The organism is Actinokineospora iranica, assembly GCF_900101685.1.
Taxonomy (GTDB): domain Bacteria; phylum Actinomycetota; class Actinomycetes; order Mycobacteriales; family Pseudonocardiaceae; genus Actinokineospora; species Actinokineospora iranica.
In genome coordinates this window covers 74,415-91,431 of record NZ_FMZZ01000020.1, presented here as the reverse complement: position 1 = coordinate 91,431, position 17,017 = coordinate 74,415, and the positions used below count along the sequence as shown (strand labels likewise).

The window sequence follows — 17,017 nt, the reverse complement described above, 5'->3', positions numbered from 1 at the left end:
GGTCACAGTCAGCGTGTACGGGGCGACCGCGGAGTCGTACGACTCGCTGACTCGGCGGCGCGGTTCGTTCAAGTCGTTCACTCTCGGGCTCGCCGCGGCCGTCGAGGTCGGGCTGCCGGTGAACCTCAATCTGGTGATCACGAGTCACAACGAGCACGAACTCGACGCCATGCGCGCGTTCGCCGAGAACCTCGGCGTTCCGTACACCGTGTACACGAACATCTCGCCCACGATCTACGGCGGCGGCGAAACCCTGCCCTCGCAGGCGGTTGCTTTCGAGCGCGGCCGGAAGCCGTTCACCGGGTGCGGCGCGGGGCACACGCACTTTCACGTCAACCCGCACGGTGAGGCGAGCATGTGCAAGATCGGCCGCGATCCCGCGGTGTCGTTGCTCGACGAGGGGATCGGCGGCCTGGGCAGGCTCGGCGAGATCGCGGACGTGTTGATGGGCCGTACCGGCGGCTGCTCCGGGTGCGCGCTGGCCGGATCGTGCTTCACCTGTCGCCCGCTGGCCAAGCTCTACCAAGAGGCCAAAGCCCCCCTGACCCGTTACTGCCAACACGGAGGGGAGGTGAACCCATGACCGCGACAGCACCTGTGGTGATCGAGCTGACCCGGCGCCCCATCGGCGACGCCGAGATCGAGCTGGTCGACGACGTCGAGACGCTTGGCGCTTTCGACCGCTGCAACTGCTCGGCCGGGGACGACGCCCCTTACGCGTGACATCTCCGGGTGGTCGGGCGCGGACGCGCTCGACCACCCGGCCCACCCGCTAACCTGCCCGCCAGAGGCGGGCATCGCATCCGAGAGGACTCATGCGCCAACGCACCGAATGGTTCGACCTCCCCGACGCCCTACGCGACGCGATCACCGCGCGCACCGGGGAGATTCTCGACGCGCGCACCGTCTCGGAGGGGATGAACTCCCCTCTCGCGGCGACCCTGCGCACCACGGACCGGGTCGTGTTCGTCAAGGGCACCCCCAACGACCACGCCGGGGTCGTCACCCAGGGTCGGGAAGCCATGATCAACCCACATGTTCGACCGGTGGCGCCCGCTCTGTTGTGGCACATCGAGGACACCGCAGGGTGGGACGTGCTGGGGTTCGAGCACGTCGAGGGGCGTCACCCCGACTACGCGCCCGGCTCGCCCGACCTGCCCGCCGTGGTCGCGGCAGTCGATGCTCTCGGCGCGCTGCCGTGTCCTGATCTACCGATCAAGGACGAAAACCGGTGGCGTTCCTACCTTGACGGCAACGACCCTTCCCCGTTCGCCGGATCGGCCTTGCTGCACACCGACTACAGGCCGTCGAACCTTCTCGTCGTCGACGACGGAACCGCGCGCATCGTTGATTGGGCGTGGCCGACTCGCGGCGCCCCGTGGATCGACCCCGCCTGTCTGCTCGTCTGGCTCATCGCATTCGGGCACACACCGGACCAGGCCGAGGCGCACGCCGCACGGACACGCGCGTGGAAGACCGCGACGCCCGAAGGACTCGACTTGTTCGCTCTGGCCAACGTCCGACTGTGGGACGACATCGCGGGCCATGACCCACAGGACTGGACACAACGCATGTCCTCGGCCGCTCAGCGGTGGGCGCACGCTCGCGGGGTTTCGACACCCAGCTAGGCCGATCAGGTTCATTTTTCCGGTCGACCCGCGAAACGTGGGCCGTTTCGTCGGCGTGCCCTGCCACGCTCGCGGACAGCGGTCAGCCGGTTCTCGCATGTCACTGAGGGGGATACGTGAGCACGAAAACAAAAAGCGGATTACTGCCCATCCTGATTATCGGTGGAATCGTCATCGCGACGACTCAAACCGACATCGGGCAAGAAGTGCTTGACCTGATAGGAATCGGCGAGTCGGAAGCCGGGGGAATCCTAGTCCCGCCCGCCTTTCGAGACCGGGTCAAGGAGTGCGCACCCGAACAGCTCACCAAGGACAGGCGGTGCGAGGATCTACCAGTGGTCCCGATCGACGCCGAGAAAATGCCGCACATCGCCCGCCATATATCAATGGCGTGGTCAAGCGGGCAGTCGGCTTTGCTTCATTACGAAGTCGACCAGAAGACGCGCGACGCGAACAACCGAGCAGTGTGCACGCCTGCCCGGCTGGCCGAGCTTAAACCTCTGTCGTGCGATGAATACCCCTTCAAGTCCGCAAAAGAGGGTGGGGCGGGTGCGAGCACCCAGGGCGTACCCATCATCGAGCAGAACCGACAAGGCGGCGCGATCGGCCGCGCCTACACTGTAAACCAACTACAGGACGGTGACGAGTTCCTGGTCGTCATCATCAACCCTGACAAGATCGCTACCGGAGAGTTCGAGGGATAGCCATGCTGTTGTTGCGTCAGCCGGTCCGCCCGTCCCATGGTCAGGTGTGTCTCGGCGACTACAAGTCGGACCCCGACACCTGGCCGGAATGGACCGATGAAGAGTTCGAGCGTGGTGTCGCCGTATCACCGGGAATGATTTTTATCGACATTAACGACACTCCGGAGTTCGTTGTTGTCGACATCCGAGACGGAAATCCGGAAGCTGGTGAGACGGTTCTATTCGATGGGATGCTCGATGTAAGCACGCTGAGTATCACCGGTGGCGGAACGGCGACCGTGCAGTCTTTTCTGCTGCCGGACTCCGGGGAACAGAAGGTTATTATCGTCGTCAACGATACGGATCGCTCGAATATTCGGCACGTGTCGGTTTACTTTCCTCACTACGCTGACCCGGACATGCCGGACGGCGCTTGGATGAACATCTGAGCCCGAGCGCACGTAATGGTGCCCCGCACCGACCGGCGCGGGGCACCATCACGTTCACCGGGCGGTGTGGCGGTGTGGCGGTGACAAGATCCCGCAAGAAACCTACAAGGGGTAGCGATGTTGATAGTACGTCTGCCGATCTTTCCGGCCCATTCTCAGGTCGCGATCGGTGATTACACGACTGACCCGGATACGTGGCCGGAGTGGACAGACGATGATATCGCGCAAGGATTCGCTGTGTCGTCGTCGATGGTGTATGTCGGGTTGACGGACCGTTCGGACTTTGTCACTGTCGATGTCCGCGACGGGGACCCCGGGCGCGACGACATCGTGCTGTTCGATGGCACGTTGCGCTTGGGTGCGCTGACCATCGCTGCGCCGGGGACGACGAGTCTGCCCGTGCTTGCCCTGTCGAGTACCGCCGCCGAGTGGAAGACCGTGCTTACGGTCAACGATCGTGAGCGGGAGAACATCCGTCACATCACGGTCTATCTCCCGGAGTACGCCGATCCGGACATGCCGGACGGCGCTTGGATGAACATCTGACCTGAGGGCACGACACGGCGCCCCCCGCACCGACCGGTGTGGGGGGCGCCGTTGCGTTCAGTGGTCGGTGCGGCGGTAGGTGGGTGGTTTGGCCGAGCCGAGCAGGACGCGGGTCAGCCAGTCGGGCAGGCGGGTCTCGATGGTGCGGGCGATGGGGTAGACCGCGCCGACCACGATGGGGACGACGAGCAGTTCGGCGGCGCCGCCGAGTGCGGTGGTGAGGTAGTCGGGTGCGCCGAGGCTGACCAGCCAGGCGACGAGCGCGGACCACGCGACGGGGACGACGGTGCGCAGCCAGGAGACGAGACGGTCGGACATGAGGTTTCCTCCACAGGTGGGGACAAGGGGTGTGGACAACTCGAACGGGTGTTCGAGTGACTGATTTGCCGTGCGGGTTTAGTCGCGGTGGGCGAGTTCGTGGTCGGCCGCGCGCAGTTCGGCCTCGACGCGGCCGAGGCGGACCCAGCCGCGGGCGGCGAGCGTGACGAGCGCGAGGGCGAGCGCGGCGGCGACGGTGCGCGTGCGGGTCATGTGCCGAGTAGTCGGCGCCAGGTGGCCGGGCCGACGATGCCGTCGACGGCGAGACCGGCGGCGCGCTGCATGTGTTTGACGCGGGCCTCGGTCGAGGGGCCGAATGCGCCGTCGACGGCGAGCCGCGGCATGGTCGGGTACCAGGCGTTGAGGATGCGTTGCGCCTCGGACACGGCCGGGCCTGTGGTGCCGCGCCGGATGGTCGGGCGCTGCCCTGGTACCGGGGCGGGCGCCGGGGGCGCGGTGAGCAGCGCGGCCCAGGTGCGCGGCCCGATGATGCCGTCGGCGGTGAGCCCGCAGGCTGTCTGGAATCGCTTGGTCGCCTCAACGGTGCGGGTGCCGAACACGCCGTCGGCCGCGCCGGGGGCGAACCCGTGCGCGGCGAGCCGCTGCTGCGCCTCGCGCACGGCGTCGCCGCGGGCACCGTTTCGGATGGTCGGCCGCGCGCCCGGTGCGGGTGATGGGTGCGGTGTGCCCCCGCCACCGGTGATTCCCCACGTTTGCCCGGAGTCGTAGCCGCCCGCGGCGAGCGAGACGGACACGTGGGTGTGGGAGGTGTGCGGGTTGTTGCCGGTGTAGGCGCGCCATGCCCATCCGGACTTGGGGGAGGCGATGCGGCGGGCGGAGATGACGTAGGAACCGTTGCCGAGGGCGGGGTGTCCGGCGCGGCCGAGGGTGCGCACGTGCTCGGCGAGCCACAGGCCGATGTCGGTGTTGGCGCCGGTTCCGGCGTCGATGTCGTAGGCGCGGACCACGCCGACCCCGTTGCCGTCTTTCACCCAGGGGTTGTGGTCGGAGTTGCGTGTGGCGTGCGCGGCGTCGCCGATCCACCCGTCGGAGGCGTGGTCTCGGTTGGGCCAGCGGGTGTTGACCTCGTCGCGGAAGACCGCGAGCGCACGAGCGAGCCGGTAGCCCATTACCCCACCTCCTGATCGCTCATGTGCGCTTGCGGGTCGTCGTCCTCGGCCGCGGCGAAGTCGCTCACGTCCTCGGGGACGGGTGGGGTGTTGTCGTCGACGATCACGTCGGGAAAGTCCCCGATGCTCATGTGTTCCTCTCTTCGGAAAATGCCGAAACGGCGCGCGCACCCGGAATCGGGCGCGCGGGTTCCGCCCCCGCTATGGGGGCAAGATTGGGGAGAACGGATTTAGGCGTTCAGTGGTACGTCGAGTTGTTCTCGGTACCGCGCGCGTTCGGTCTCGATCGTGTTCGCGTCGGCGAGCACCAGGGCGCGCAGTGCGGCGTATCCGTTGTCGTCGGTGATGTGGACGTCGGTTTTGATTGCGGCGGTGTGGATGTCGCGCAGGCGCCGGGCGTGGGTTTTGAGGCGGTCGACTTCGGCGTCGGTGTGGCCGAGGTCGGCGGCGAGGGTGCGCGGCTGGGTGGCGTGTCCGGCGGCGAGGTGGGCGCGGCCTTCGCGGGCGATGGCTTGGACCCGTTGCGCTTCGACGGCTTCCCGTAGTGAGGGGTCGAGGTGGGTCGGGGATGTGGCGCGGTAGCCGTGTAGGCGCCAGTCGAGCACGTGCAGCGGGTCGTCGACGCCGTACAGTTCCATGTCCGCGGCGACCGCGGAGCGGGGCAGGATGTACAGCTCGGTTCCGTGGTCGGTGCGTTGGGTGATGCGGTAGCAGGGGCCGAGTCCGTGCTCGTCGGTGATCTCGGCGCCGGTGATCGTGATGTGCATGTCAGGCGCTCCTGATGATCAGCCAGTGGATATCTATTTCCACGCCTTTCGACCAGTTGAATTGGAAACCGCGGTTGTCCCAGCGGGTCACGCCCCAGGTGACGCCGTCCTGCGGCGCGCCGGTCACGATGGTGCAATGTGGGACGGGTGATCCGGCGGTCACGGTCGCGCCGTGGTCGATGCGGACAGAGAACGCGCCGGGGTTGATGTGGGTGATGCCGAACCCGAGCATTCGGTTAGGTGTCATGCCGCGGGGAAGAATGCCGTCGATGTGCAGTCGCCCGTCACCGGGAGCGTTCAGCGACACGGCGGTGTTCGTGTCGCCGAATGCTTTGCCGATTCGCCAGCCGCCACCGGGGTAGAGCTGGATCTCGGCGCGGCCGGTGTTGTTGAGCACCCGCTCGGCGCTGGACATCCACAGGATGCCCTCTTGCTCTCCGTCGGCGTCGGTGAAGAGCGACGGCGGGTTCGGGTAGGCGCTGCTGCCGGTCTCGAACACGATGCCGGGGCGTCCGGCGGTGATCTCGGGGTCGATCCGCACCCGTTTGCCGCTGGTGCCGGTCTGGAAGGTGCCGGTGACCGTGGCCGCGCCGGTCGCCGCGGAGACCTCGACGGTGCGAGCGCCCGCGGAATTGAAAGCGTGCAGCCCGTCGGCGTCGAGCTGCACCCGCGGGTTGTCCGGAGATGTGCGCACGGTGGCGCCGGTGATGGTGCGGCCGTCGATCGCGGTCGCGGTGAGCTTGTCGGCGGTGACGGCGTTCGCGGCGATGGCCGAGGCGGTGACCGAGCCGACGGCGAGCCGGTCGGCGGTGACGCTGTTGGCGACGATGTGGTCGCCGCGGATGACCGTGCCGATGAGGTCGCCCCCGACCAGTGGCTGTGTGGCGATGGATTGTGCGGGGGACGCGGGGGAGGTGTTGCCGGAACGGTCCAGCGTGGTGAACCAGAACGTTCGGGTGGTGTTGTACGGCTGGTCGGTGACCACGACCGACCCGGCGCCTTCCATTCGGTTCACCCGCAGGGGGTCGCCGGTTCCGGTGCTCATCCAGACGTCGAGGTGGGAGAAGTCCGGCGGCATCGTCTCGCCCTGCGCGCCTTGGCCGTTCCACTCGACGTGGATCACGCCGAGCCGGGTCGACAGGACCGGCGCCGACGGGGTCGGGGGCGGGTCGGCGTCCGCGGCGATGGTCACCGCGGACACGGCCGAGAAGGGGCCGAGGACCCCGGCGCGGGAGATCGCGCGCACTCGGAACGCCCATTGCGCGCCGACGTCGTAGGGGCTCGCGGTCGCGGTGTTGTCCGGGTGGGTGGTCTCGGTGAGCTTCGCCCACGGCACCCCGACCGTGTTCGGCCGTTGGTGCACGTCGTACCCGGCGACCTCGATCGCGGTCCCGTCGACGGCGGTGTCGACGGTGCCCCATGTGGCGGTGATCTGCCCGCGGGCGGCGCCGTCGGAATCGAGGTAGGCCGTGGACGCGACGATCAACCCGGCCGGTGCGGCGGGTTGGCGGGGGTCGGGGCCTTCCGGGGCCGGGCGGGCGCCCGATCCGCCGTCGGCACTCGCCCCGCCGAGGATGCCCGCGGTCCGTTTCGCGAGCCGCAGCTCGCGCTCGACGAACCGGTCGTTGAGCACGACGTTCCCGGTGACCGCCCCGGCTTGGTCGCGGGTGATCGTGATCTGCTGGACCCGCAACGGCGCCAACGTTCCTGTGTCGTCGGGGGCGAGCACGTAGTCGCCCGGCCGGTAGTCGCGGAACGGCGCCCACCGACCCGCGACGAGTCCGCGGGTGATCTGCACGCGCTCGCGGCCGGTGCGGTCGAGTTCGGCCTCGGCGAGCAGCCGCATCGTGCCCTCGTCGCGCACCCCGCCTTGGCTGATGAACCCCTCGAACCGCCCCCACGGGGTCGGCGCGTCCGGGTTGACCAGTTCCAGCCGTGCCGCGCCGTCGCCCTTGACGTACACGGCGTTGGCGAGGTCTTCGAGTGTCGCGGTGTCCGGGGCGTCGACGATGTCGCGGCCCAGACGCAGGTCGACCGGGGTGTCGCCGGTGGCCAGGTCGCGGCCGAGGGCGGTGTCGGCGTTGAACACGCGCAGCGTCCGCCCTGCCGTGGTCCAGTCGATCACGCCCTGCTCGGCGAGGTTGTCGAGCACCGTGTACACGTCGATGCCGGGTTCGTAGGCGATGGTGAGCACCTTCGCCCAGGGCTGCCCGGCGCTGTCCTCGCTCGGCCCGAAGTCGATCGTCAATCCGGGTAGCGCGCCGCGTCCGCGGGCTGTCATGAGCAGCGTCGCGAGGATCGTTCCCGGGGTCGCGGACGGAAACGGGCGCTTGCCCTCGGCGTTGTCGAACGAGGACGGGTACAACCGTGCTTTGCGCAGCAACCAGGCGTAGGCGGGCAGCTCGAACGCGCGGGCGCCGGTCGGATCGGTGAGGTTCCCGGACCGTTTGATGCGTAGGAATCGGGCGCCGTCGATCTCGGCCCACGCCCCGGTGTCCGGGTTGTAGGTCTCGACGGCGACCTCGACCGGGGAACCGAGCAGTGCCGCGCCCGGTGCGCCTGCGGCGTAGGACAGCCGCAGCGAGCCGACATCGTCGAGGGGCACGCCGACCTCGACCGACAACGGCGTCGGCAGGACGCCGAGCCGCGGCCCGTTCGGGGCGTGGGCGACGAGCCGCACATCGAAACCGGTCATAGAAACGCTCTCCTTGCCCGCAGTTCGACGAGCGTCGCGTCGGTGGTGTCGGCGCCCTGGACGAGCACCTGCACACCACGGTCGTGCACGGATGTCACCGGGCGCGGGGTCAGCGCCAGGAACCGGAACCCCGATCCCGGGCCGCCGGTGACGACACGGCCGGTCGCGTTCGCCGCTGTCCCGTCCCAGGTGATCGAGGCGGCTTCGTGGGCGTCCATGCGTCCGCAGTGGACGCGCAGCGCCCGCCCCGCGGGCAACGTGACCGGGTAGGACAGCCACCCGCCGGTGACAGTGTCGGTGATCCGCAGCCCGGTCACCGGTCCGGTGACGCGCAAAACCGCGTCGAGAACCGGCGCGGTCGACCCGTCGAGCGCGCTCACCCGCACCGGTGCGCCGAGAGTCCTTGTCGACCAGGTCGAGGGGGAGACATCGCGCCAGAACACGCCGGGGACGCGCAGCACCACGGCCAGGCGGGCGCGGGCGGCCCCCATCCACACCTGCGGTTCGGACGCCGCGGTCACCGTGGCCTCGGCGCCGACCTCGGCCGCACCCAGGGCCGGGATGTACCGGACGTCGAGCAGCCGGTGCCGCACCCCGAACAACCCGTAGAGCGCCTGCAGGTTCGCGTCGAGCCCCGCGGCGCCCTGGTCGACACCGACGGGACTCGCCCCGGTGACGCCGAGGGAGAGCCCGACCGTGGTCGCCTCGACATCCGCCCCGACGAGCGGCAGCTCACCCGGGCGACCGGGCACGGCCACCGACGCCCCACGCGCACCCGGCAACGGGCGAACCTGTGTCGCGGCAAGCAGTTTCCAGCACCCGGCAGGATGATCCAGCGGCACACCATCGACGGTGTAGGTCGCCACTAGATCACCCCCAGCGCCCCGGCGTACTGCAACCCGCGGTTGACCGTGGTCGAGGTCGGCTCGGCCTGCGGATAGTGGTTGGTCACATGCACAACCGGGCCACCCGTGCCCCGGGCATCGAACGGGGCGAGACTGCCCGCCCAGCCCGCCCCGGACATTCCGGCGACCCGCGGCGCGGGAACGACCACCCTCGGAATCGGCGGAACCGCCGCCATGTCGAGGAAAGCGCGGTTCACCGCGCCGGACATGCGGCCCAACCCGATGACGAGCCCCTCGCCCACGTGCTCACCCGCACGCGCGGCCAACCGCGACGGCGAGGCGATGCCGAAGAAGTCCAGCACCGCATCCCACGCGCCCCGGACCAACCCCAGCAACTTGTCCTTGATCGCGCCCGCCAGCGACCCGAAACCGTTGATCAGCCCGCGAATGATGTCGGCCCCGGCATTGACCAGCAGGCTTCCCAGGTTGCCGAGCGCGTCGAGGACCCGACCCGGGACACCACGCACCCAGTCGACAGCCTCTGTCCACTTGCGAACGATCCAGTCCTTGACCTGACCGAACCAGGCGCCCACGCGCCCTGGAAGCTGCCCCAGCCACCCGACGGCGTCGAGCACCCACCGAACCGCGGCCCGCACACCCGCGACGATCGAATCCCAATGCTTGATGATCAAACCCGGCAATGTCCAGTTGAGAAACAGCCCGACGAGGAAGTCGACCGCGCCGCGGACCACGCCCACGATCCACTCCCACGCCGCTTTACCGGCGTTCACCAGCCAATCCCACGCGGCGCCCACGGCCGAGGTGATCGTGTCCCAGTTGGTCACGATCAGCGTCGCGAGCGCGATCGTCCCGGCGATGATCAGCGCCCAGGGGTTCGCCGAGCTGATCACGTTCAACACGCGCACCGCGGTCGAGACGATGCCGAACGCTTGCGCGGCAGCGTAAAGGCCGATCGCGAGCGGCCCAAGCCATCCGGCGTTGGCCGAGAGAAACCCTGCCAGGCCCAACAGCAACGGCCCGACCGCGGTCAGCGCCGAGGTGAGGCTCGAACCGAGTTGTGTCGCCAGTTGCGCGAATCCCGGCGCCAAGGCCACGACCACGGGCGCGAGTTGCCGTAGCGCGGTCAACAGAACCGACGTGACCACTGTGGACACGGTGCCGAGCAGCTCGCCGAGCGCGGCGAGCGCCTGCTGCCCCTCGAACGACTCCAGGAACTCCCGCACGCCACCGGTGACCCGCAGCAGCGTGTCGAGCAGCGACACCCCGCCGGTGTCGAGCCCGCCGAACACACTGCGGACGATGGCGAACAGGTTCCCGAAAACCTTGCCCAGGTCGCCGAGCGTCGACAGCCCCGACGACATCCATTCCTGCAACCGTCCGCTCTCGCGGGCGGCGCGCACGAACTCCGCGGCCCGCTGCGCAGCGTCGCCGAACCCACCCGAGAGGTTCGGCAAGAACTCCGAGCCGACCGCGACCAGGTCGAGCAGGATCGACACCAGCGCCGGGACGGCCGAGGTCGTCTCGCCGATCGCGGCGCGGACGTTGCCGAAAATCCCGCCGACCGTCGCGACCTGCTGCGACTGCCCCAAGAACGCGCCCGTGCCGCGGGCGGCGCTGTTGAACTCGGTCGTGATCCCGGACAGCCCGGTTTTCAAGACAGGCAGATACGCCCCGCCCAACTCCCGCACCTGCTCGGCGACCCCGGCGAACAAGGCTTGCTGCGTCGCCCGCTGCACCTCCCGCCACGCGGGCGCCAGGTCGCGCACGGCGACCGCGGTCTCGCGCGCCGCCGGGGACAGCTTGCCGAGGCTCTCGGCGAACGCGGCGGGGTCGTCGACCGCGGCGAGCGCGTCGCCGAACCCGGTCATGCCCACCTGAGCGGCGAACATCCCGACCTTGACCGCGACCCCGATCGCGGGCAGCACGGCCAGCGCCCCGCCCATGGCCACGATCACGGGGATCGCGCCTTGAGCGGTGGCGATGGCGCCCGCAACCTTGGCGATCGACAGGGCCAGCCCGACGAACGCCTGCCCCGCCCGCGTGCCCGCGGACCGGGCACCCTCGGCCAAGCTGTCGAGGTCGCTCGCCGAGTCCCGCGCGACGCGCCTGAGCGCCGCCCGCGCGTCACCGAGCCCGCGCCGCCACGCCGAGGCGTCGATCCGCAGATACCCGGTCAACTCGCCGATCGTCAGCGCCACAGGGGATCACCCCCGAGGCGTGCTGATCAGCGCCGGTCAGCGACGCTGTTCGGGAGGTGCGAGGGCGCGAGCGAGCCGGGACTCGCACGAGAGCAACCCGACGATGCGAACACGCAGCCAACGCCACGACCGGGCACGCAAGACACCCGACTCGACGTCGACCCCGTAGACCTCGTGCAGGTCAGCCTCGACCAGCGACCACCGTTCTAGGATTTCCGCCCACGTGTGCCCGACGCTGTCTTCGCCGTGGTGGCCTTGCGGGTGCGGGTCGTACCACTCGCGGATGCCGGTTGCCGGGTCGATCGGGCCGCCGTTCGGCGTGTCGCCCGATTCCCGGCCGAGGCTTCCGGGGAGCCTGCCGCGTTCCAATACGCCTCGGCGGCCTCACGGGACACCGCGGCGTCGAGCCAGGCGGTGACTCCGGCCAGTTTCAGCGCAGGCCACGGCACCCGGTCGGCGAGCATTTCGTCGTAGGCGGCGCCGAGCGCGTCGCGGTACAGGTCGACCTCGGCGGCGTCATCGAGCACGACCCCGTCGAGCGACTCGCCGTTCTCCGCGGCGTCGGCAACCTGCGCCGCGATCTCGGCGAGCCGTTGCAGCCGCAGGCCGGTCTCGGCGTCGACCGGCGGAACGGTGTAGACCTTGCCCCGGATCGGGAGCTTGAGCCCGGCGTCGAGCAGCTCACCCAAGTCACGAAATGGCATCTTGAACCTTCCGATGGGATGCTACGGGCAGGAATTGACGTAGTGGATAAGTGGATGCAAAATGAGTGAAAGGATGGCGGAATGTATTCAGGGTCGCCCTTCGGGTTTGCTGTTAGTGGGATGCCGACGCATGGCTCTCTATCGAGGGCGCCGCTAGACGCAGTCTGGAGACAGATTAGAAGCTTTCGTCATAATCCTCCAGGACTGGCAGTAACTGGAGAGAGGCGCGAAGTTTTTAGCGCCTCTCTCGAACAAGCTCAACAGTTGTTTTCCGCAGCTTCAAAAGTGGATTGGGCTAGTCGTCCGCTCCTGCTCTTCTATGGCCTTAGCCAAGCCGGGCGCGCCATTGCCGCCGCCGCTCGTTCGCTCGATGAGAAGAGCTATCTTCTTCGTGGTCATGGCATACGGCAGACCAATCTCGATGATCGCCCGGGATTGAGCGCGCTTGAGTTTGCAGACACAAAGGGAGGGAGCTTTGTCACTCTTGCGCGAGTATTAAACTCGTCGACATTGGGTGACGGTGTGACGCTTGGGAAGTTTTGGCAAGCAATCCCCGAACTGACGCATCACCCGCTTAGTTCGTCGGAACCAGGGTTTCCTCCGTTACACCTTCAGCAGCATCCGCTCGCTCATGATAGCAAGTATATTTCCTTCACGGTCACCTCGGAGGTGCTACATGAAGCTGTGTCGGTAGATAGTCCGGAAGGCGTGGAAGACTTTCTTGGAAACTATCCGGCGTTGCGCTCTTCGTCAAAAGTTGATGGTGGAGTATATTTTAACGAAATACCCGGTCTATTTACTACGGTGAGAACGTGGCCGATACCGAAAGATCGCGACTTCTCGGCACTTCTGGCTCGGCTCACGATTGCGTATCGAGATCAGAAGGATTTGTTTGTGTTCCCTTCCGTGGCGGGTGGCAACTTACCGTTGCATCCACTAATTTCTTGGTGGGCTGTACTTTTTGCGCTCTCAATGTTGGCGCGCTACTCACCGGCGAGTTGGGTTGAATATCTAACGATCGACCGTAGCGCCGATGCTGTATCGCTTGAGCTTGCGCAAGACTTGGCTTTGGATATTTGTCCGCGTCTCATTCTTCGTGCGATCGAGGTGGTGTCGCTATAGCGGACAAATCGAATCTTTTCAATAGTGTTTAATCGAGAGTAGGGCTTGTAATTTCGTTAGGTTGGCCTTGCCCATTGAGTGTAAAGTTGAACGGTTCGAGATCGGTCACGGCGCCGCCCTTGGTGAACCCCGATACGGTCGCGGTCCCTTCGTAGGCGTCCGGGGAACCGTCGCGTCGATACCAGCGCACGCGAATGTTGGCGGCGAACCCGACAACGCGCCCGGCCTTGCGGATGGCTTCCTGTCCGGGGTCGGGGGTGAATGCCTGCGCGTCGGTGCGCTTGCGCTTGCCCTCGGCCTCGATCGACCACGTGCGTTGGGTGACAACGGTCGATCCCCAGCCGTCGGAGTCGAAATCGCCGTCGTCCTCGGTGTTGTCGTCGGTGGTCTCGGTGAAGCTGGTCAAGCCGTTGACGCGCGTCCACTGGGGAGCGGTGGCGTCTCCGGTGCGGGTGTCCACTTCGAGCGCCCAATCCTTTGCCAGCAAAGAACGTAGAGCCATCGGGCAGCCTCCTAGCTGCGGTATCGGGTGGGTCGGTGGGCCGTGAGTTGGTAGGTGTCGGCGTGCTCGTAGCGGTCGTTCTGGTCGCGGCTCAGGGGCACGGATGCGGTGCGTTGGGCGAGGTGGACCAAGGCGCCGCCGAGGTTGAGGTGTGTCGCGCCGTGCAGCTCGTCGAACACGGCGTCGAGCAGGTCGAGCGCCGGGCGGGGGTCCGGTCCGGCGGCGCGGGCGCGGACCTGTAGGCCGAGCACGCTGTCGGCCTGGTCGACGTCGTCGGCCAGCGGGTACGGGGTGAGCACGAGCACGCTCGACGGCGCCGCGGGCACGGTCCCGAGGACGATGCCGACCTCGTCGCCGCGGTAGACCCCGGTCGGCCGGTAGAGCGCGACCCCGGCGTCGGCGAGCAGCTCGGCGAGCCCGTGCGCGAGCCGGGCTGTCCAGCTCACGAGCCCAGCGCTTTCCGGATCTGCGCCTGTACCAGGCGGGCGACGACGTCGCGTTCGCTGGCTAGGGCGCTTTCGAGGTACTTCGGCCCGCCGGTGCGGTGGTGGTAGTCGAGTTCCTCGTGCTGCCTCGCCGCATACGGCGTGTCGTAGGACACGGCCGCGGTCAGCGACTCGGCATCGACGCTCGCGGTCGCCGAGTTACGTAGTGCCGCGGTGTCCAGCGGCGCCCGGTCGACCGACACCCCACGCACGTGCTCGGCACCCAGGCCGAGCCCACGCGCGGCGCCCTGGCGGGCGATCTCGTCGACTCGGGAGCCGTCCCATTCGAGGCGGATGCCGCCGTTTCCGGTGATCTCGACCGCCATGCCGCACCCCCTGGTCGGTTAGGCGAGTGCGACCTCGACGTGTGTCCAGCTCGACGGGTGGTCGAACAGTGCCGCGATGATCACGCGTGCGGTGCGTTCATGCGGGGTTTCTGCCCAGACGGTGACCAGCGATCCGACCGGGATGTGTTCACGCGGGCGGGTGCGCACGGTGGTCTCGCTGACGACTTCCTCACCGGTGGTCGAGCGGACGAGTCGGCGCCGGTCCTCGACGAACGCGCGGCGGATGACGACCGGGTCGCCGTGCACGTCGCCGTAGGGGCCGGTGCCGATGAACGGGCGCAAAGTGATCGTGTGCGGGAGCAGAACCGCGGGGATCTTCAAAGGGATCACTGCCCCCTCACGGCTTGCCGGGCAGTGCTCTGCTGTCGGGGGCGAGCGGGGCGTGCGAGAGCAGCCCGGCCGTCGCGAGGATGAGCACGGCTCTCGGCCCGACATCCGAGGACGGGGCGGTGTCGGCGCGTTTGAGTCGCAGGGTGCCGAGCGCGGCCTCGCTGAACTGCGCCCCGGCCCCGACGGGGTCGCCGGTCTCGCCCCACCACTCGACCACGGCGCACGTCGCCCTACGCAAGGCGTTGCGCACCTTCTCGTCGACCGGGTTGCCCTGCGCGTCGACGTCGTAGACGGCGGCGACGAGCAGGGAATCGACCCGTTCAGACGCGCGGGCGAGCAGCCGCGGCGAGTCGTCGTTGACCGCTGCCTCGCCCGCGTAGGCGACCAGGTCGGCCGTGGTGGCGTAGACACGCACGGCGCTAGTCCTGGTCGTCGTCGAACAGTCGCGCGAGGTCGTCGCGCGAGAGGCTCTCGGCGTCGGCACGCGGGTAGCCGCGCGACATCGCGTGGTCGACCCACTCGGCCTTGCGGGCTGTGCGCGAGGGCCGCGCCGCGGGCTGCGCGGCACCGTCGGCGACCTCGACCGGGTGCCAGATGCCCGGCAGTGCGTCGAGGCGCTCGGCCATCCATGAGCCCGGTTCGGGCCGGTGAACCTCTCCGGTGCGGGTGTTGCGGTAGGCGGTCACGGGGTCGCGGCCTTCCGCTTGATCAGTACGGCGCGCTTGGGGTCGAGGGTCTTCACGCCCATGAGGCAGTCGACGCTGACGACGTCCTGTTTCTTGGCCATGTCGTAGCCGTAGATCACCCGCAGACCCAGGCCCTTGTAGGTCACGACCGAGCCCTGTCCGGCGCCGATACCGCGGGGGAGTGGCAGTGTCCGGGTTGCCAGGGTGAACGCCTCGCGCCGGAACGCGACCGACACGCCGTCTTTGATGTTCTGGGACATGTAGTTGTCGAAACCGCGTTTGCGCCCGATGGACGCCTCGCGTAGCGCGGTTCCGTCGTCGCCTACCTGCTGCGCCTGGGTGAACAGGGGGTCGGTCTGGAACAACGCCGTCAGGCTGGTGTCGGCGACCGCGCGCCGGTCGGCAAGGGGCACGTTCGCGTCGTTGAGGACCTTGCCCGCGGCGGGCAGCACGTCGGAGACGTTGGCCGCGACGGGGTCGTACTCGACGGTTTGGGTGACGTCGGCGCGTAGGCCGAGCACGAGCCGGTCGGCGTACTGGCTGATGGCCTCCATTGCCGGGGTGAGGAACTGCTCGGAAAAGTCGGTGATCCGCATCGACCAGTCTTCCGAGGTCACGGCGAAACTGACGTCGGGGATCTTGTCGAGGGTGAGCGTGGTCGAGGTCTCCCGAGCGTCCTGCAGAACGATGCCGGTCTGCCGGTCGAACTCGTTCACGACGAACGTCGCGGGCTTGCGGATGCTGATCGTGTCGCCGCTGTTGCCGGTGAAGTCGCCTTCGTAGTCGCGGTGCACGAGTCCGGCCATGACGGTCTGCTCGTACAGGGTGGCAATCGCCTCGCGGGCGATCACGTCGACGGTGAGAAGCTGGTTTGGCATGGTCACTTCCGCTTTCGGGTGCGTTTGATGTAGTCCTCGACCGAGAGCGAGCCGAGGTCGTCGGAACCGGTGGGTGATCCGCCGGTGATCTGTGAGCCGCTGCGCGGCGCCGCGGCGGGTGCGGCGGCGAGCCGCGGGTGTGCCTTGACGGTCTCGGCGATGGCGGCGGCGACCTGGTCGCCGAACTTCTCGGCCGAGGGGTCGAGGTCGGCGACCCGGCGCCGGAACCCGGTGGAGTCGAGCAGCGCGTCGGGGTCGGCGCCCGCGGTCGGCGCGGCCCGGTACACGGCCAGGTCGACCGCGCGCTCGCGCGCGTCCCGCTGGGCTGCGCCGAGTTGCTCGGTGACCTGTTCGACGGTCGGCGTCTCGCCCGCCTCGGCGATGCCCAGCGCGGCGGCGATCCTGTCGACGATGGACTGCTGCGCGCCCTCGGCCTTGCTCTGCCAGTCGGCGATCTCCGCGCGCAACGCCTCGACCTCCGGCGCCGGGCTCGGTGCGGCGGTGGTCGAGCCTGCGGCCGGTTCGGTCGGGGCGGCTTCCGTGGGCGGCGCCGGATCGGTCGGCGCGGTCTCGGCGCCGGTCGGGATCGGTGCGGACAAGGGGTGACCTCCTGGTTGTGATGTGGGAAACGAAAAAAGTCGTCTCGCGTGTTGACGACATCAAGGCCGGGTGGCTAATGTTGT

Annotated in this window: 24 protein-coding genes; 7 read left to right on the top strand and 17 right to left on the bottom strand. The window is 68.3% G+C overall.

From position 1 onward, the window contains the following. The 6 genes from BLS56_RS31835 to BLS56_RS28035 form a co-directional block, all read left to right on the top strand. The coding region (locus BLS56_RS31835) for a hypothetical protein (protein ID WP_228771994.1) at nucleotides 1–583 on the top strand (583 nt) is incomplete at its 5' end. Beyond that, the gene (locus BLS56_RS31830; RefSeq protein ID WP_175483083.1) at nucleotides 580–723 is read left to right on the top strand and encodes a hypothetical protein; all 144 of its coding nucleotides are present in this window, start codon (nucleotides 580–582) and stop codon (nucleotides 721–723) included. The genes BLS56_RS31835 and BLS56_RS31830, both read left to right, overlap by 4 nt. A 92-nt stretch (nucleotides 724–815) precedes the next feature. Next, nucleotides 816–1,628 (top strand): phosphotransferase family protein, encoded by an 813-nt coding sequence (locus BLS56_RS28050; protein WP_228771993.1) that lies wholly within the window; start codon nucleotides 816–818, stop codon nucleotides 1,626–1,628. A gap of 116 nt (nucleotides 1,629–1,744) precedes the next feature. Next, nucleotides 1,745–2,332 (top strand): NucA/NucB deoxyribonuclease domain-containing protein, encoded by a 588-nt coding sequence (locus BLS56_RS31025; RefSeq protein WP_139191035.1) that lies wholly within the window; start codon nucleotides 1,745–1,747, stop codon nucleotides 2,330–2,332. A 2-nt stretch (nucleotides 2,333–2,334) separates the two neighbouring features. After that, the gene (locus BLS56_RS28040; RefSeq protein WP_091456966.1) at nucleotides 2,335–2,760 is read left to right on the top strand and encodes a hypothetical protein; all 426 of its coding nucleotides are present in this window, start codon (nucleotides 2,335–2,337) and stop codon (nucleotides 2,758–2,760) included. A gap of 117 nt (nucleotides 2,761–2,877) precedes the next feature. Next, nucleotides 2,878–3,306, top strand: a complete 429-nt coding sequence (locus BLS56_RS28035) for a hypothetical protein (protein WP_139191034.1) — start codon at nucleotides 2,878–2,880, stop codon at nucleotides 3,304–3,306. A 57-nt stretch (nucleotides 3,307–3,363) separates the two neighbouring features. Here the strand turns inward: BLS56_RS28035 and BLS56_RS28030 are convergent, their stop codons facing one another. The 9 genes from BLS56_RS28030 to BLS56_RS27995 all read right to left on the bottom strand — a co-directional run bounded on the left by BLS56_RS28030 (nucleotide 3,364) and on the right by BLS56_RS27995 (nucleotide 11,984). After that, nucleotides 3,364–3,624 (bottom strand): hypothetical protein, encoded by a 261-nt coding sequence (locus BLS56_RS28030; RefSeq protein WP_091456961.1) that lies wholly within the window; start codon nucleotides 3,622–3,624, stop codon nucleotides 3,364–3,366. Between the two features lie 78 nt (nucleotides 3,625–3,702). Further along, on the bottom strand, nucleotides 3,703–3,837 hold the full coding sequence (locus BLS56_RS32845) for a hypothetical protein (RefSeq protein ID WP_267463955.1): 135 nt from the start codon (nucleotides 3,835–3,837) through the stop codon (nucleotides 3,703–3,705). Then, nucleotides 3,834–4,754, bottom strand: coding sequence for a peptidoglycan-binding domain-containing protein (locus BLS56_RS28025; protein ID WP_091456958.1), 921 nt, complete (start codon nucleotides 4,752–4,754; stop codon nucleotides 3,834–3,836). Before BLS56_RS28025 ends, BLS56_RS32845 begins: the two co-directional genes overlap by 4 nt. Further along, complete coding sequence (locus BLS56_RS32840; protein WP_267463954.1) at nucleotides 4,754–4,885, bottom strand: hypothetical protein; 132 nt, start codon at nucleotides 4,883–4,885, stop codon at nucleotides 4,754–4,756. The genes BLS56_RS28025 and BLS56_RS32840 overlap by 1 nt, the downstream gene beginning before the upstream one ends. 99 nt (nucleotides 4,886–4,984) lie before the next feature. After that, nucleotides 4,985–5,521, bottom strand: coding sequence for a hypothetical protein (locus BLS56_RS28020; RefSeq protein ID WP_091456957.1), 537 nt, complete (start codon nucleotides 5,519–5,521; stop codon nucleotides 4,985–4,987). Nucleotide 5,522: 1 nt separating this feature from the next. Beyond that, on the bottom strand, nucleotides 5,523–8,216 hold the full coding sequence (locus BLS56_RS28015) for a phage tail protein (protein WP_091456954.1): 2,694 nt from the start codon (nucleotides 8,214–8,216) through the stop codon (nucleotides 5,523–5,525). After that, nucleotides 8,213–8,974, bottom strand: a complete 762-nt coding sequence (locus BLS56_RS28010; RefSeq protein ID WP_091456952.1) for a hypothetical protein — start codon at nucleotides 8,972–8,974, stop codon at nucleotides 8,213–8,215. Before BLS56_RS28010 ends, BLS56_RS28015 begins: the two co-directional genes overlap by 4 nt. A 107-nt stretch (nucleotides 8,975–9,081) precedes the next feature. Further along, nucleotides 9,082–11,280 carry a phage tail protein gene (locus tag BLS56_RS28005; protein ID WP_091456949.1) on the bottom strand — a complete coding sequence of 733 codons (2,199 nt, stop codon included), beginning with the start codon at nucleotides 11,278–11,280 and terminating at the stop codon, nucleotides 9,082–9,084. Nucleotides 11,281–11,486: 206 nt separating this feature from the next. Then, nucleotides 11,487–11,984, bottom strand: coding sequence for a DUF7426 family protein (locus BLS56_RS27995; RefSeq protein WP_175483082.1), 498 nt, complete (start codon nucleotides 11,982–11,984; stop codon nucleotides 11,487–11,489). An 81-nt stretch (nucleotides 11,985–12,065) separates the two neighbouring features. On the opposite strand from BLS56_RS27995, the gene BLS56_RS27990 reads away from it, so the two are divergent. After that, complete coding sequence (locus tag BLS56_RS27990; RefSeq protein WP_091456944.1) at nucleotides 12,066–13,106, top strand: YaaC family protein; 1,041 nt, start codon at nucleotides 12,066–12,068, stop codon at nucleotides 13,104–13,106. Between the two features lie 28 nt (nucleotides 13,107–13,134). Here BLS56_RS27990 and BLS56_RS27985 read toward each other — a convergent pair whose 3' ends face one another. The 8 genes from BLS56_RS27985 to BLS56_RS27950 are packed head-to-tail and all read right to left on the bottom strand — an operon-like array spanning nucleotide 13,135 to nucleotide 16,933. Next, a complete protein-coding gene (locus BLS56_RS27985) occupies nucleotides 13,135–13,608 on the bottom strand; it encodes a phage tail tube protein (RefSeq protein WP_139191033.1) in 474 nt (157 codons plus the stop codon). An 11-nt stretch (nucleotides 13,609–13,619) separates the two neighbouring features. Next, the gene (locus tag BLS56_RS27980) at nucleotides 13,620–14,054 is read right to left on the bottom strand and encodes a minor capsid protein (RefSeq protein ID WP_091456939.1); all 435 of its coding nucleotides are present in this window, start codon (nucleotides 14,052–14,054) and stop codon (nucleotides 13,620–13,622) included. Continuing rightward, nucleotides 14,051–14,419 carry a hypothetical protein gene (locus BLS56_RS27975; protein WP_091456936.1) on the bottom strand — a complete coding sequence of 123 codons (369 nt, stop codon included), beginning with the start codon at nucleotides 14,417–14,419 and terminating at the stop codon, nucleotides 14,051–14,053. Before BLS56_RS27975 ends, BLS56_RS27980 begins: the two co-directional genes overlap by 4 nt. Before the next feature lie 18 nt (nucleotides 14,420–14,437). Continuing rightward, nucleotides 14,438–14,770, bottom strand: coding sequence for a hypothetical protein (locus BLS56_RS27970; RefSeq protein ID WP_091456933.1), 333 nt, complete (start codon nucleotides 14,768–14,770; stop codon nucleotides 14,438–14,440). 7 nt (nucleotides 14,771–14,777) lie between these two features. After that, on the bottom strand, nucleotides 14,778–15,185 hold the full coding sequence (locus tag BLS56_RS27965; RefSeq protein ID WP_091456930.1) for a hypothetical protein: 408 nt from the start codon (nucleotides 15,183–15,185) through the stop codon (nucleotides 14,778–14,780). A 4-nt stretch (nucleotides 15,186–15,189) separates the two neighbouring features. After that, a complete protein-coding gene (locus BLS56_RS27960) occupies nucleotides 15,190–15,456 on the bottom strand; it encodes a hypothetical protein (RefSeq protein WP_091456928.1) in 267 nt (88 codons plus the stop codon). Beyond that, on the bottom strand, nucleotides 15,453–16,334 hold the full coding sequence (locus BLS56_RS27955) for a P22 phage major capsid protein family protein (RefSeq protein ID WP_091456925.1): 882 nt from the start codon (nucleotides 16,332–16,334) through the stop codon (nucleotides 15,453–15,455). Before BLS56_RS27955 ends, BLS56_RS27960 begins: the two co-directional genes overlap by 4 nt. Before the next feature lie 2 nt (nucleotides 16,335–16,336). Next, nucleotides 16,337–16,933 carry a hypothetical protein gene (locus BLS56_RS27950; protein ID WP_091456924.1) on the bottom strand — a complete coding sequence of 199 codons (597 nt, stop codon included), beginning with the start codon at nucleotides 16,931–16,933 and terminating at the stop codon, nucleotides 16,337–16,339. Between the last annotated feature and the right edge of the window lie 84 nt (nucleotides 16,934–17,017).

Excerpts from the sequence above, each read along its gene's own strand:
- BLS56_RS28025 (WP_091456958.1), bottom strand. The coding sequence starts at position 4,754 with ATGGGCTACCGGCTCGCTCGTGCGCTCGCGGTCTTCCGCGACGAGGTC.
- BLS56_RS28035 (WP_139191034.1), top strand. The coding sequence starts at position 2,878 with ATGTTGATAGTACGTCTGCCGATCTTTCCGGCCCATTCTCAGGTCGCG.
- BLS56_RS27955 (WP_091456925.1), bottom strand. The coding sequence starts at position 16,334 with ATGCCAAACCAGCTTCTCACCGTCGACGTGATCGCCCGCGAGGCGATT.
- BLS56_RS27975 (WP_091456936.1), bottom strand. The coding sequence starts at position 14,419 with ATGGCGGTCGAGATCACCGGAAACGGCGGCATCCGCCTCGAATGGGAC.
- BLS56_RS28050 (WP_228771993.1), top strand. The coding sequence starts at position 816 with ATGCGCCAACGCACCGAATGGTTCGACCTCCCCGACGCCCTACGCGAC.
- BLS56_RS27985 (WP_139191033.1), bottom strand. The coding sequence starts at position 13,608 with ATGGCTCTACGTTCTTTGCTGGCAAAGGATTGGGCGCTCGAAGTGGAC.
- BLS56_RS28020 (WP_091456957.1), bottom strand. The coding sequence starts at position 5,521 with ATGCACATCACGATCACCGGCGCCGAGATCACCGACGAGCACGGACTC.
- BLS56_RS28015 (WP_091456954.1), bottom strand. The coding sequence starts at position 8,216 with ATGACCGGTTTCGATGTGCGGCTCGTCGCCCACGCCCCGAACGGGCCG.
- BLS56_RS31830 (WP_175483083.1), top strand. The coding sequence starts at position 580 with ATGACCGCGACAGCACCTGTGGTGATCGAGCTGACCCGGCGCCCCATC.
- BLS56_RS27990 (WP_091456944.1), top strand. The coding sequence starts at position 12,066 with ATGTATTCAGGGTCGCCCTTCGGGTTTGCTGTTAGTGGGATGCCGACG.
- BLS56_RS32845 (WP_267463955.1), bottom strand. The coding sequence starts at position 3,837 with ATGACCCGCACGCGCACCGTCGCCGCCGCGCTCGCCCTCGCGCTCGTC.
- BLS56_RS27995 (WP_175483082.1), bottom strand. The coding sequence starts at position 11,984 with ATGCCATTTCGTGACTTGGGTGAGCTGCTCGACGCCGGGCTCAAGCTC.
- BLS56_RS28030 (WP_091456961.1), bottom strand. The coding sequence starts at position 3,624 with ATGTCCGACCGTCTCGTCTCCTGGCTGCGCACCGTCGTCCCCGTCGCG.
- BLS56_RS32840 (WP_267463954.1), bottom strand. The coding sequence starts at position 4,885 with ATGAGCATCGGGGACTTTCCCGACGTGATCGTCGACGACAACACCCCA.
- BLS56_RS28040 (WP_091456966.1), top strand. The coding sequence starts at position 2,335 with ATGCTGTTGTTGCGTCAGCCGGTCCGCCCGTCCCATGGTCAGGTGTGT.